The 12,670-nt window shown below is 44.3% G+C and carries 16 protein-coding genes; 10 read left to right on the forward strand and 6 right to left on the reverse strand.

Annotated features, from left to right (window positions below; genetic code table 11):
- Positions 1–178: 178 nt before the first annotated feature.
- The 5 genes from msrA to VGB26_06040 all read right to left on the reverse strand — a co-directional run bounded on the left by msrA (position 179) and on the right by VGB26_06040 (position 3,615).
- Positions 179–739 (reverse strand): peptide-methionine (S)-S-oxide reductase MsrA, encoded by a 561-nt coding sequence (msrA, locus tag VGB26_06020; GenBank protein HEX9757340.1) that lies wholly within the window; start codon positions 737–739, stop codon positions 179–181.
- An 11-nt stretch (positions 740–750) separates the two neighbouring features.
- Positions 751–1,419: an HAD-IA family hydrolase gene (locus VGB26_06025; GenBank protein ID HEX9757341.1), complete on the reverse strand. Its 669-nt coding sequence runs from the start codon at positions 1,417–1,419 to the stop codon at positions 751–753.
- Positions 1,420–1,421: 2 nt separating this feature from the next.
- On the reverse strand, positions 1,422–1,847 hold the full coding sequence (locus VGB26_06030) for an AraC family ligand binding domain-containing protein (GenBank protein ID HEX9757342.1): 426 nt from the start codon (positions 1,845–1,847) through the stop codon (positions 1,422–1,424).
- A 147-nt stretch (positions 1,848–1,994) separates the two neighbouring features.
- Entirely contained in the window at positions 1,995–3,128 is a 1,134-nt protein-coding gene (locus tag VGB26_06035; GenBank protein ID HEX9757343.1) for a 4-phosphoerythronate dehydrogenase, read from the reverse strand.
- A gap of 25 nt (positions 3,129–3,153) precedes the next feature.
- Entirely contained in the window at positions 3,154–3,615 is a 462-nt protein-coding gene (locus VGB26_06040) for a hypothetical protein (GenBank protein HEX9757344.1), read from the reverse strand.
- Positions 3,616–3,843: 228 nt separating this feature from the next.
- Between VGB26_06040 and VGB26_06045 the strand changes: the two genes are divergently transcribed.
- The 9 genes from VGB26_06045 (at position 3,844) to VGB26_06085 (ending at position 11,011) form a co-directional block, all read left to right on the forward strand.
- The gene (locus tag VGB26_06045; protein ID HEX9757345.1) at positions 3,844–5,826 is read left to right on the forward strand and encodes a hydantoinase/oxoprolinase family protein; all 1,983 of its coding nucleotides are present in this window, start codon (positions 3,844–3,846) and stop codon (positions 5,824–5,826) included.
- Positions 5,823–7,397 carry a hydantoinase B/oxoprolinase family protein gene (locus VGB26_06050; protein HEX9757346.1) on the forward strand — a complete coding sequence of 525 codons (1,575 nt, stop codon included), beginning with the start codon at positions 5,823–5,825 and terminating at the stop codon, positions 7,395–7,397. Before VGB26_06045 ends, VGB26_06050 begins: the two co-directional genes overlap by 4 nt.
- 219 nt (positions 7,398–7,616) lie before the next feature.
- Positions 7,617–8,252: a hypothetical protein gene (locus tag VGB26_06055; protein ID HEX9757347.1), complete on the forward strand. Its 636-nt coding sequence runs from the start codon at positions 7,617–7,619 to the stop codon at positions 8,250–8,252.
- The gene (locus VGB26_06060; GenBank protein HEX9757348.1) at positions 8,249–8,695 is read left to right on the forward strand and encodes a gamma-glutamylcyclotransferase family protein; all 447 of its coding nucleotides are present in this window, start codon (positions 8,249–8,251) and stop codon (positions 8,693–8,695) included. Before VGB26_06055 ends, VGB26_06060 begins: the two co-directional genes overlap by 4 nt.
- Before the next feature lie 592 nt (positions 8,696–9,287).
- Positions 9,288–9,671 carry a DUF4440 domain-containing protein gene (locus VGB26_06065; GenBank protein ID HEX9757349.1) on the forward strand — a complete coding sequence of 128 codons (384 nt, stop codon included), beginning with the start codon at positions 9,288–9,290 and terminating at the stop codon, positions 9,669–9,671.
- 2 nt (positions 9,672–9,673) lie between these two features.
- On the forward strand, positions 9,674–10,060 hold the full coding sequence (locus VGB26_06070; protein HEX9757350.1) for a TfoX/Sxy family protein: 387 nt from the start codon (positions 9,674–9,676) through the stop codon (positions 10,058–10,060).
- Between the two features lie 32 nt (positions 10,061–10,092).
- Positions 10,093–10,329: a hypothetical protein gene (locus VGB26_06075; GenBank protein HEX9757351.1), complete on the forward strand. Its 237-nt coding sequence runs from the start codon at positions 10,093–10,095 to the stop codon at positions 10,327–10,329.
- On the forward strand, positions 10,326–10,523 hold the full coding sequence (locus VGB26_06080) for a DUF2283 domain-containing protein (protein ID HEX9757352.1): 198 nt from the start codon (positions 10,326–10,328) through the stop codon (positions 10,521–10,523). The genes VGB26_06075 and VGB26_06080 overlap by 4 nt, the downstream gene beginning before the upstream one ends.
- Positions 10,524–10,633: 110 nt before the next feature.
- Complete coding sequence (locus tag VGB26_06085; GenBank protein HEX9757353.1) at positions 10,634–11,011, forward strand: VOC family protein; 378 nt, start codon at positions 10,634–10,636, stop codon at positions 11,009–11,011.
- Here the strand turns inward: VGB26_06085 and VGB26_06090 are convergent.
- On the reverse strand, positions 10,991–11,278 hold the full coding sequence (locus VGB26_06090) for a phage integrase N-terminal SAM-like domain-containing protein (protein ID HEX9757354.1): 288 nt from the start codon (positions 11,276–11,278) through the stop codon (positions 10,991–10,993). The two genes, VGB26_06085 and VGB26_06090, sit on opposite strands and share 21 nt — an antisense overlap.
- Positions 11,279–11,341: 63 nt before the next feature.
- Here VGB26_06090 and VGB26_06095 point away from each other — a divergent pair, with 63 nt between their 5' ends.
- On the forward strand, positions 11,342–12,559 hold the full coding sequence (locus tag VGB26_06095) for a hypothetical protein (GenBank protein ID HEX9757355.1): 1,218 nt from the start codon (positions 11,342–11,344) through the stop codon (positions 12,557–12,559).
- Positions 12,560–12,670: the final 111 nt, after the last annotated feature.

Here is a 12,670-nt window from a genome sequence, read left to right on the forward strand (position 1 = left end):
GAATGACGAACTGGATTTTGCAGGAACCTCTAATACTTCAAAGGCTTCAACCACAGAATGACTTTGACTTGACCCTTGCCCTGTATGGACCTTAAACACTTTTTAACAATTTTTACCCACTCGATTTCACGAAGACCCTAAAAAGTAAACCTTAAAGAATACTCGGTTTTTTAAAAAATTATGATTTCAACAATCTGGAAAGGTGATGTTTGCGGAATTTAGAAACCTTGGGGACAATGACCGCCATGCAGTAGGGCTGGTGCGGATTTGTTTTAAAATAGTTCTGATGATAATCCTCTCCCCGATAGAAAATGGAAAACGGTGTTAGCTCCGTTACAATCTTCCCATCCCAAATCTGAGCTGACTCCATTTCTTGAATAACCTGTTCCGCAACTTCCTTTTGTTCGGAGTGGTGATAGAAAATGACCGAACGGTATTGTGTTCCCGCATCTGCCCCTTGGCGGTTTAAGGTGGTCGGATCATGAATCACAAAAAAAACTTCTAAAATGTCCTTATAGGAAATCATTTGGGGGTTAAAGGACACCTGAATGACCTCTGCATGGCCGGTATTCTCGGAGCAAACCTGCTCATAGGTAGGATCTTCCGTTTTTCCTCCTGAATAACCCGATTCAACAGAATACACACCCTTCAGATCTTGAAAAATAGGCTCCAAGCACCAGAAGCATCCTCCTCCCAGGGTTGCTAACTCTCGGTCGGTTGATATTTTTTCAGAACTCATTAATAAAATCCTTAATGATGGGGTAATTCATTTTTCAAAGTAGAACGAACAATATGGGGTAGTTGCGCCGGTTTCTCCGCAATAAAATCGGGTTTTTCCTTGGGACGATCCAGATACCCCCATTGGCACCAGATGGTTTTACAACCAAAGGCCTTCCCCATTTTTATATCAGCATCCGTATCCCCAATCATAAAACAACCGTCAATTGATTTTTGAAAATCACATCGATGGGCTGCCGTTTCTAGAACAAGAGGGTCAGGTTTGGTTTTGGGAAGTGTATCACCACCGATTACATCGGATATATACAAATCTATCCCTAACGCTTCGAGTAATTGACGGGAAATTTTTTCCGGTTTGTTGGTGACCACAGTGATTGACCCCAAATCTTTTAAATCTCGTAGCGCAGATTTAATTCCGGGATAAAGCTGTGTCTCCACGGCCACGTGTGCAATATAATCCGATTCATACCGCCCACGAACCTCAGCAAACCGGGAATGATTATCCTGAATATAATCGTCAAAACAGGAATGGTAAAGCTGATCCATCCCCTTATTCACAAAAGGACGAATATCGCCATCGGACCGGAAAGAAAGCCTTAAGTTCTCTCGAACCCTTTGGACCGCGGCCACCATATCGGACCGGCTATCCTCCAGCGTACCATCCAAATCAATACAAATCATTTTCACTGTTTTCCGGATGCCGGTGCCTTTCTGGCCAAATCCTCCACACTCCCTTTTGCGTCACCCTGTTCAGTCACCTTTCTCTCCCCGCTTAACGATCCCTTAAAGGCGGAAAAAGGGTTGGAATTGTGACCGATCACTTCATGGGCAAGCCCCCCCGGAATAAGAAGGATATCTCCACCTTCAATGGTTATGGGGAATTCATCAAAATGAAAGGTTATTGCCCCCGAAACCGCAGCCCGGATTTCCGGTTCATCATGGGCATGCCGGCTCCGCTCAAACCACGGATCAACGGTTTGAAGATCGTATACCGTATATCCAAACCGTTTCATTTCCTCAGCCACAGATTCAGCAGTGGGTTCCTCTTTTCGGCCCCATTTCATAAGTTTTACCCCGTTGGGGAAGGTTACCATTTTAGCCAATTGCATGTCTGTCCATTCCTCTGGTTAGATATTTTCCCTTATTTCTCCTAAGCATAAAAATAAAAAATTTAAACCCAAAATAGTCTTTTTAATATTCCGAGTCAATCCCCACCGAAAGGGAGGGGGTTTTTCCTGATCCCTAAAAACTGGAATTTATAACTGAAACCCCAAAACCTTTAAAACTTTCTTTGCTGGATGATCAGCAACCCCTAAATCGATTTGGGTGTGATGAAACTCCCTTCGAACAGGATAATTCTTTCTTAAGTTATCAAAGGCTTTTATTCGGGGGGAATCGTCTAGCCTCTTTGTTCTTCGCAATGCCCAATCATCACGGTAAATATTATAGCAACTTCGAATGGCCGTTTGAATGATTTCCTGAACCGATGTGGTTGGGTTAAATTCAAGTTTTCTTAATGGCGCGGCCGGGACCCAATCCCCCAAACTATGTTTTGGCTCTAATTTAAAAAATTTACAAACGGATTGATAAATCATTTCCGTGCCTTTTAATTTTCCATCCAAACTATAACCCGCAATGTGAGGTGTGGCGATTTCCACTTGATCCAATAATTCAGGGGTGATTAAAGGTTCATTTTCCCAAACATCCAAAACCGTAACCAGAGAAGTCTCCTGAAGGCGGTTTATCAATGCGGTGTTATCCACAACAGGACCGCGCGAGGTATTAATTAGGATGGCCCCAGTCTTCATTTGTTTTAGACGGGCTTGATTAATTAAATGAAAACTAGGATGAGGTTTTAGCTGGGTGAGGGAAGGGTGTAAACTAATCACATCGGCCGAAAGCGCTTCCTCCAATGAACAAAGACCTTCAACGCCTCGGTCTTCCAACCAGGGATCATAGGCCCCGCATTGAACCCCGATTTCTTCTAAACAGGAACGAAGCTTTCCACCAATTCGGCCCGATCCGATTATACCAACGGTTTGATCTTGAAAGGCAAATTCAAATTTTTCACTCAAGAGAAATAAAACGGATAGAACATATTCAACCACAGACTGGGTGTTACACCCCGCAGAATCGGCGAAACCAATCCCTTTTGCCTCCAAATAATCTCGATCAACATGGTCCACACCGGTGGTCGCTGTTCCAACAAATTGAACCGCTGAACTCTCCAAAAGCTCTTGATTCACAGGGGTAATAGACCTGACCAACAAAACATCACACCTCTTCACACCACCAGAGGAAATTTCCCGACCGGGCAACAAAGTTACGTCTCCCAGATCAGAGAAGAATTCCTTCACCAAGGGAATATTTTCATCTGCCACAATAAACATTTCATCTCTCAAATATTAGGGCCCATTAGTGCCCGGTGCTGGTGGAACAGGTAGAGCAATGGTGCATCCCTCCCATTACCGCACTGATGAGATCATAAAGGTACTCTCTCTCCGAAAGGTCAACACGGCTTAAATAGGAATTTTCCCAACCTTTTAAATAAACCGTTTGCAGGAAAAGATAAACAGGCATATTCACATCATATCCTTCCCGGATAGCCGTGGTGCGAATCCATTTCATTACCCCTCCCTTGGTCAGGAAGGTGCGGTTACCCAAGGCTTCATCGGCTTGCGTCAAAATCCTGTTAAATTTATAGAAATCTTTAGGATGATGGTTTAAAAATTCGGTGGAAATCCTAACCAGACCCGAGAGGTTCATTCTCCGGTCTGGAACCGGGATCTGTTCATATTTTATTCTTGGGGAGCAGGAAAAAAGAAAAATGAGAAAAAGGAAAAAAATAAAATTTTTTATTCCCAAAAACCTTCTCACTTTTTCCCCCATTAAAATCGGTGTAACCCCTTTTCCTTCCTTCCCAAAAACACAAAATCTACTACCATCTTTAAAAAATGTCACGCTTTTAAAATAAAAAGGATGCCTAAAAGTTTACCCTCTCCCCAAGCAAAATTTTAAAACAACTTCTTTTTTGAAACCGAACTGATTATAATGCCATCCATTAAATTAAGGATTGGAATTGGCCATGGTCCAAGGTATTTAAAAATGATCAGAATCGGAATTGACACGGGAGGAACATTCACAGATATTATTGTTTTAAAAGGTAATAAATTAACCGTTCACAAAATTCCTTCTACACCCGAAAACCCCTCACAGGCCATTTTAAAAGGAATAAAAGAAATACCTAAAAATTCCAAACAAGCAATTGTTTTTCATGGGACAACGGTTGCCACAAATGCCCTATTGGAACGCAAAGGGGCCCGGGTAGTCCTGTTAACAACCATAAATTTCGAGGATATCCTTGAAATCGGCCGTCAAAACCGGCCTGACCTGTACAATTTATGGGTGCAACGTTCTGTTCCCTTGGTAAAATCAGGCCTCCGGGTTGGCGTAAGAGAACGAATCGCTTATAACGGCAAAGTAATTGAACCTCTGACCCGGTTATCTATCCAAAGAGCATTGACCCAAATTAAGAAATTAAAACCTCAATCTCTTGCCATCTGCTTTCTTCACTCCTATGCCAACAGGATCCATGAAAAAAAAGTTGAGAAAGAAGCCCGAAAATTATCCATACCCATTTCTATTTCATCCCATATTCTTCCGGAATACCGTGAGGTGGAGCGCTTCAGTACAACCGTGGTGAATGCCTATGTGTCACCCATCATGAACCGATACTTGGATGATTTGTCAAAGGGACTTCAAAGGGAATACGTCCTTCGCATTATGCAGTCCAACGGCGGTTTTACCAATGCAAAAACCGCCTCAAGTGAGGCTGTTCGAACACTGCTTTCGGGCCCTGCCGCTGGAGTCGTCGCTGCTCACACCCTTGGAAAAAAAATGGGTTTCCCCAACCTGATTACTTTCGATATGGGGGGAACTTCTACAGATGTCTCGCTTTGTCCAGGGGAACTCCCTTTTACCGCTGAAGGGGAAATTGCAGGGTGCTCCGTAAAAACACCCTTTATCCGTATTCATACCATTGGAGCAGGAGGAGGGTCCGTTGCCTGGGTGGATCAGGGAGGCCTTCTTCGAGTTGGCCCTGAAAGTGCCGGGGCAGATCCCGGACCGATTTGTTACAACCGCGGAGGGAAAAAAATCACGGTGACCGACGCCCATCTATTCCTTGGGAGGTTGGACCCGGTCCATTTTTTAGGCGGAAATATGGAACTAAATAGGGATGAAATTCAAAAACCTTTTAACCAAATGTCCCGAAAACTGAAGATTTCCCCACAAAAACTCGCCGAAGGGATCATCCAGGTAGCAAATGCAAACATGGAAAAAGCCATTCGGGTGGTCTCCGTCGAGCAAGGGCAGGACCCCAAAGATTTTGCTCTTTGTGTATTTGGAGGAGCAGGAGGACTCCACGGAGCGGATCTCGCAAAAACGCTAAAGATTCCCATGGTTTTCATTCCTAAAAACCCTGGACTGTTTTCAGCTTTGGGCTTACTCCTGTCCGATAGTATCAAAGAATACGCCCAAGCAATTTTGGGAAAAGAAAAACAATTTTCCCCATCGACCCTCGAAGCGGGTATGAACCGCCTCATTCATAAGGGAACACAGGAAATGAATCGGGAGGGTATCTCTACCCGTCAAATCCATGTTTTCCGGTTTTTAGACATGCGTTACAAAGGCCAATCCCACGAATTAACCATCCCCTACTCCCGTCACTATTACAATTCATTTCATGAATCACACCGTAAACGCTACGGACATATGGAAAAGAATCGGGCGGTAGAAATCGTTAATATCCGAATTCGCCTCATCGGAAAATTCAAAAAACCAATTTTTAAATCATTACCCGAAAAACCATTGCGGTCTCTTGAAAAGGCCAAACTCAAAGAAAATAAAGCCATCTTTTCAGGAAAACCATGGAAAACCCCTTTCATTGATCGGAATCATCTTACTCCCGGAACTAAATTTCCCGGACCAGCCATCATTATCGAATTTACCGCGACCACAACGGTTCCGCCGGGTTTTTATTGCCATGTGGATCGCTTTGAAAACCTTATTCTGGAGCAAAAATTATGAGGAAAGATCCCATTCAATTGGAAATCTTTAAAAACCGCCTCACTTCTATTTCAGAGGAGATGGGTGCGGTATTGTGCCGTTCCGCTTATTCGGCCAACATTAAGGAACGAAAGGATGCCTCATGCGCCATTTTTAATGCAAGGGGGGAGATGATTGCACAAGCCGCCCACATCCCTGTCCATCTGGGATCCATGCCGTTATCGGTGCTCTCTGCAATAGAGGAGCAGAGATTTGAAGAAGAAGACACGGTTTTATTAAATGATCCTTACCGGGGCGGGACCCACCTCCCGGACATTACCGTCATCTCCCCTGTCTTTGCCCGAAAAAAAAACCGACCCTCATTTTATGTTGCCAACCGGGCCCATCATTCCGATGTAGGGGGGATTCAACCCGGATCCATGCCTGCTTCTGAAGAAATCTTTCAGGAAGGGCTTCGCATTCCTCCGGTTAAAATTGTAAAAAAAGGTGTTTTCCAGGACGATCTGCTCAACCTGATCCTTTCCAATGTGAGAACCCCGGAAGAAAGGACGGGAGATCTACAAGCCCAACTGGCTGCAAACCGGTTGGGAATACAAAGGTTAACTGAAATCATCCAAAATTTTGGAACCAGGGAAACCCAAGAGCAAGCTCTGGTTTTATTGGATTATTCCGAACAAATGATGAGATCCGTCATCCATAAAATTCCAGATGGTCAATACCACTTTTTTGATTTCCTTGAGGATGATGGGATTACCACCCAACCGATCAAAATTAAAGCCACCATCCGGATTCGCAAATCCAATGCCGTGATCGACTTCAGTGGAACGGACTTGCAGGTCAAAGGATGTGTAAATGGCCCATATGCGGTGACCCTTTCCTCCGTATTCTATGTATTTTGTTGTTTGGCGGGTTTTGAAATCCCAATTAACGCGGGAATCATGCGTCCCATTAAAGTGTTCGCCCCAGAGGGAACCATCGTCAATGCCCGGCCCCCTGCAGCGGTGGTGGGAGGAAATGTCGAACTCTCTCAACGTATTGTCGATGTTCTCTTCGGGGCCTTTGCCAAAGCGCTACCCCGCTCGATTCCGGCAGCCAGTCAAGGAACCATGAACAATCTCACCATAGGGGGTTTCGACCCTTTTCACCAAAAACAGTTCACTTATTATGAAACACTGGCCGGAGGAATGGGAGCTCCTCCAACCTGCGATGGATTGGATGCGGTACACACCCATATGACCAACACCTTAAACACACCCATAGAAGCCATTGAACACACCTTTCCCTTCAGGGTAAAAAAATATAGAATTCGGCGCGGATCGGGAGGGAAAGGCCGCTATCAAGGGGGTGAAGGATTGATCCGGGAAATAGAATTTCTTTCGGATGCACAGGTCACCGTTCTTTCAGAGCGACGAAAACTTAGTCCTTATGGTCTTGCGGGTGGGGGGAAAGGAAAAACAGGGAAAAACCTCCTTTTTCAAAAAGGAAGAAAAATGAACCTTCCAGGGAAATGCTCCTTTAAAGTTAATCCAGGAGACGTTCTTTCCATCCACACACCCGGAGGTGGTGGATATGGAAAACCTCAGAAAAGGTAGGCAAGATTTGTATTTTTCCATTTTCTCTTGTGCTTTTTAAAATGAAGAACACATTGGTTTCTAATAAAATGTTAAAAACCCCATGTCGTCATTCCCGAATGGTTTTATCGGGAATCCAGTGGTTTTAGAATCAGGGGCTTCTGGATTCCCGCCTTCGCGGGAATGACGGCCCAAATTTATTGAGAGTACTCTTAGAACAGAACACCAAAAGGTAATTCCATGATGAAAAGAGTTTGGTTTATCCCAATCATAATTTGCTCTCTTTTACCCCCCCAAAACCTCCAAGCCGAATCCCTGACAAATTTATTAGCCGAAATTGTTGTTACCCAGGCAGAATACCCTGAAGAACAATTAACTGATCTGGCTTATGAGGTGAGGGAAATTATAGGAGATTTGGAGGAAAATCAGGATAACCCAAAAATTAAAAATAAATTCCTGGATTTATTTAGGGGAGTTTACTCCACACAAGACGCCGGCGAAAAACCCCAAACCCATTTTGTTTATTCAGATACCTATCGAATTACAAACGCTTATGCCCTTCTGGGGAACAAAGAATTTCTTAGGGCCTTAATGGAAGCCAGCCAAGGCCCTTATGGCCGTTCCGCGGAAGGAGAAGAATGGATCAATGAAATGTTATGGGAAAACCTGGAAGCTCAAACACAGCTTTCAATAGATATTTTATCTGAAGTCCCTAAAAACTTAAGGGATGATTTGATGAAAAGAGTCTATACGGCACCCGTTCGCGATGAATTTAATTTCCAAGAAATCCAAAAAAACCTGAATAACATTTCCATTCCTGTAAATATTCAAAAAGAGGTAGGTCAAATTCAAAAGGTGGTTAACGAATTTCAATGAAGCTTAAATACTTCGCATACGGTTCAAACCTGGATCAAAAGGCAATGAAAAAAAGGTGCCCCGATTCCACACCTCTTCAACCGGGAGTTCTCAAGGGATATTCTTTAGGCTTCACCTACGACTCAGCGGGATGGGTTGGAGGGGTTGCGGATATTATGGAAAATCCTCATGAGGAAGTATGGGGGTTGCTGTACGAAATCTCAGAACGGAATTTGGAAAAACTCGATGAATATGAGGGATATCCCATGGCCTACACACGCTTTACCACCTCAATTCAAACCTCTTCGGGAATGATAGAAAATGTTTGGGTGTATGAGGTGGTCCAAAAAAGAGGCTTCGTGGCTCCCACAAAGGAGTATCTTGATATCATTAAGAAAGCTGGAAAAGAATTTAATTTTCCGGAGCATTACCGAAAGAAATTGGATAAAGTTGAAACCAGGTGAAATTTTTGACGATTGCATTTTGTTAAAATTCCAGGATTTTTTAATTTAGCAGACTGTTGAAAAACCCGAATCCGTCATTCCCGAATGGTTTTATCGGGCCCGCCTGTCCCTGCCCGTCCGGCAGGCGGGCGGCAGGCAGGAATCCAGGCTATTTAAAATCAACCATATCGGATTCGGGCTCCCCGATAAAGATATTCGAGGACAGGTTTCTCGGGAATGACCTGTCTGCGTGCAAGTCCCACGCACAGGCAGGCGACCTAACACACAAATAATTCCTTTTTCAACATTCTGCTAGGGTTATAGAAAAATTCAGCCGGCTCATCGGAAATAGGCAGCGGGCCGATAGTGGAATAGGCCGCCCAGCCAACGGTGTTTTATGGTGATAGGCGATTGACAGGATTCTCGCAAGCATGAGATATTACACATAATCCTAGTTTAAAACGATGAGAGAGTTGTCTGAGATAGGCCGCCGAGATTAGCGAGCCTGTCGCAGCTTACTTGATAGTTGGGCGTCACAAGATCCTGACACCACGCTGTCAAGAGGCTGCATATATCATGAACGCTCTTGGCAACTAACAAAAAAGGAACGAACATGAAAACCCTTACTCCGCTTGATGCAGTAACTCAATTCGTCAATGCAATGAACCAGGGCGATCTTGAAACGGCGCTGAGTATGTACGAACCGGGAGCATCTCTCGTTGTAAAGCCCGGCGTTGTGGCAACCGGAACCTTGGCGCTACGCGAGGCACTCGCGGGGTTCGTGGCGTTAAAGCCGATTCTGACGAGCGAGGCACAACAGGTTGTGGAAGCCGGCGATGTCGCGCTTTACTGTGCGCAGTGGAGTTTGCGTGGAACCGATCCCATAGGAAACCCGGTGCAAATGAGCGGTCGCTCGTCCGACATCCTACGGCGCCAACCTGATAGAAACTGGTTGATCGCATTGGATAACCCTTGGGGCACGAATATCGTAGCGTAGCCATGTCTCGGTACAGCGAATTTTTGGAGTTTGTCGTCGAGCAAATGTCGTTTCTTGGAAGGCCGCGGGTCCGCGCCATGTTCGGCGGCCACGGTGTTTATCAGGACAATTGTATCTTTGCAATCATAATTGAGGACAGACTGTACTTCAAAGGAGACCCCACTACTCGTAGTGAATTTGAAGCAAAAGGCTTGAACCCATTTACTTATGTCGCACGCGGCAAGTCCGTGACCATGCAATATTTCGAAGCTCCACCAGAAGTGTTCGAAGAACCGGAGGCCATGCGCAGTAGGGTGCAAAAGGCTTTGGGAGTTGCACTCAGAGCCAAGGGGTCCAAAACGCCCAACAAGGCGCTCAACCGGACACGCCAAAAGCGGCGCGCCGGTTAGCTTATTCGTTATGCCAAAAGTAAAAAATGGCAATGAAGACAACGAAATACTTCAGGGCAATCCGGGTCAGACCGGATCGAAAGATAATCAAGGACGATTGGATTCAGCACGTTGTCCGATTTTCTGAAAAAGAGCACATACAGACAGACGGTCGAATAAGGCGTTGGGCTAGAATTGCAGAAATGGGGAACCGATATCTGCGGGTTATCCTGTTGCCAGATGGAGAAACCGTGCATAACGCATTTTTTGATAGGGGGTACAAACCATGAAAGTCAGCTACTTCGAAGACACGGATACTCTGTACATTGAGTTACTTGACAGCGACATTGCGGAATCCAAAGATCTGGATGAGAACACTATTCTTGATGTTGATGCAGAAGGTAACGTCTGTGCAATTACATTCGAGCATGCAAGCCAACGCACTGACGTAAGAAATCTGATTGTTGAAGGCATGGCGGCATAATCATAGTTAGACAGCACCAAAAGATGCTCATTTGCGGGTGATAGAAGCCGTTCCCCTGCTCTGTCGGTTCTGTGAACAGAGACTGGAAACGAGAAAGGAGACTTAGAGCGATGTCTGAAGTCAGCGTACGCTACATGATTGATGATGTGCCCGCGGCTATTGAGTTCTACACAACGCTCCTTGGTTTCACTCTTGAGCATGATGCCTCACCCGCCTTTGCCGCGGTTTCACGTAACGGCGTGCGGCTCTTGCTGAGTGGCGAAGGTAGCTCAGGGAAGCGCCCGCTGCCAGACGGTCGCCGCCAGGAACCGGGCGGTTGGAATCGAGTGCACCTAGAGGTGACCGATCTCGCTGCGGAAGTTGCGCGGCTGCGTGCAGCGGGGGTTTCCTTCCGCACGAATGAAATTGTGACGGGGCCAGGCGGTGCACAGGTCATTCTCGAGGACCCGTCGGGCAACCCAGTGGAGTTATTCCAGTCTCGGCGCTGAGATCCGCCGCGGCGGCGGAATTTTTGCTCCCTGGTCCTCGCGCGACCGCATGCAGTGGAAACGGACGAACCGTACGATCCAATCCACATAGGATCGCTCGGTGTGAATGGAGTAGTGGTGTAGACGGAGCACCTTTCGGACTTCATCGAGGAGTTTTGGTTGTTGACTTCTCGTCGCGTCGGGCATATAAGTCTGTGTGATGGCACCCTGAGATCGCTGATAACGGGTATTGGGCAAAACCGCCTGAAAACCCCACCAATATCGCATTATCAGGGCAAAATGGCAAGTTAATCAATGGTTAGCCACAAATAATTAATAAAGGATTTATAAATGAGTTACCGATTTCTGAAATACAAAGACGAATACGACAGAAAATATGGTAGCAAATCAGAATTTGAATGTTTCCTACCTGTTGACACAACATTAAGCAAAACTACCAAAATAAAAGGAACTTCAGGCAAACCTAACGAAGAATATTACAAATGGCAATTTCTTTCAGCCATCGTAAACTCTGGTATGTATGCAAAAGATTTTATTGGAGCAGAGATATATTTTCCAAAGGGGAATAAATCATCAGCACCCATAAAATTTGATGGTGCGCTATTTGACGATAAAAATTGGTTTGACCATTATAAGAATTGGCGGACAAACAATAACCAAAAAGAACTTGACTGGCTTCGTATTCATTTAATTGGTGTAATTGAATTTAAAAAAGAAGATAGCAAAGACATTGAAACAGTTTACAACCAACAATTAAAACCTGCCTTAAAAGAAAGCGAAAGAGAATTTTGTCTCGGCATCCTTTATGACACAGAGCGTCTTTATTTATTTCGCAAACACAAATTCAAGTTTTTACGCTTAAATGATGAATACAACCAAAAGGGTGAAGATAGCGGAACTAAAGACCTTTCATTACATTTGCCCGACCCATACCGTAACATTCCTACTTATGATGAAATTATTGACTGGGTGAGCCCTAAAGAAATTGACCGTTCAAAAAGAACTATTAAAAATTTAGATGTAATTTCAGGTATTCACTCAAAGCAAATCAATGATGCAATGTCCGCAATTCTACGGACAATGGAAGAAAAAGGAATGCTTAATCAAAAGGGCTATGAAATATTAATACAAATTTTAGCTCTTAAAATTTTCGATGAAAAAAGGAATGAAGCCAATCCTAAAAAGTATCTTGACTTTTTCATAACCAACGGAGAAAAGGCATATAAAAATCTTAATGACACAGCAATACAAACATTCCTTAACAGAATAAATAAACTTCGCGAAAATGCCGAAGGTGATTATTACCGCATTTTACAAGACGACCCGCTTAATGAAAAAAACGAAAACCACGCTAAAGTTTTAGTGCAAGTAGTAAATCAGTTTCAGGATTTCTCATTTGTGCTGTCTCATAAAACAGACCTTTATCAAATGGTGTTTCACCGTTTTGCAGCAGAGTTTTCAAAACAACAAAATGCACAATTCGTTACACCATTACCAATCATTGATTTTTTGGTTAGCATCACTACTGTCCCAACGTTATACAAATAAATTCAATTGGTTATCGTCATCAATGGTTTCATCTTCGTAATCAATCGAAGAAAGCGCTTGTAATATTGGGGTTTTTTCGAACAGCGACACACTCAAAATTTGTAGAATTGT

Source organism: Nitrospiria bacterium, from assembly GCA_036397255.1.
Classification (GTDB): Bacteria; Nitrospirota; Nitrospiria; order DASWJH01; family DASWJH01; genus DASWJH01.

Coding starts and splice junctions, on each gene's coding strand:
- VGB26_06075 (HEX9757351.1), top strand. CDS start 10,093: ATGAAGACAACGAAATACTTCAGGGCAATCCGGGTCAGACCGGATCGA.
- VGB26_06080 (HEX9757352.1), top strand. CDS start 10,326: ATGAAAGTCAGCTACTTCGAAGACACGGATACTCTGTACATTGAGTTA.
- VGB26_06030 (HEX9757342.1), bottom strand. CDS start 1,847: ATGCAATTGGCTAAAATGGTAACCTTCCCCAACGGGGTAAAACTTATG.
- VGB26_06035 (HEX9757343.1), bottom strand. CDS start 3,128: ATGTTTATTGTGGCAGATGAAAATATTCCCTTGGTGAAGGAATTCTTC.
- VGB26_06085 (HEX9757353.1), top strand. CDS start 10,634: ATGTCTGAAGTCAGCGTACGCTACATGATTGATGATGTGCCCGCGGCT.
- msrA (HEX9757340.1), bottom strand. CDS start 739: ATGAGTTCTGAAAAAATATCAACCGACCGAGAGTTAGCAACCCTGGGA.
- VGB26_06060 (HEX9757348.1), top strand. CDS start 8,249: ATGAAGCTTAAATACTTCGCATACGGTTCAAACCTGGATCAAAAGGCA.
- VGB26_06090 (HEX9757354.1), bottom strand. CDS start 11,278: ATGCGATATTGGTGGGGTTTTCAGGCGGTTTTGCCCAATACCCGTTAT.
- VGB26_06025 (HEX9757341.1), bottom strand. CDS start 1,419: ATGATTTGTATTGATTTGGATGGTACGCTGGAGGATAGCCGGTCCGAT.
- VGB26_06045 (HEX9757345.1), top strand. CDS start 3,844: ATGATCAGAATCGGAATTGACACGGGAGGAACATTCACAGATATTATT.
- VGB26_06070 (HEX9757350.1), top strand. CDS start 9,674: ATGTCTCGGTACAGCGAATTTTTGGAGTTTGTCGTCGAGCAAATGTCG.
- VGB26_06055 (HEX9757347.1), top strand. CDS start 7,617: ATGATGAAAAGAGTTTGGTTTATCCCAATCATAATTTGCTCTCTTTTA.
- VGB26_06095 (HEX9757355.1), top strand. CDS start 11,342: ATGAGTTACCGATTTCTGAAATACAAAGACGAATACGACAGAAAATAT.
- VGB26_06050 (HEX9757346.1), top strand. CDS start 5,823: ATGAGGAAAGATCCCATTCAATTGGAAATCTTTAAAAACCGCCTCACT.
- VGB26_06065 (HEX9757349.1), top strand. CDS start 9,288: ATGAAAACCCTTACTCCGCTTGATGCAGTAACTCAATTCGTCAATGCA.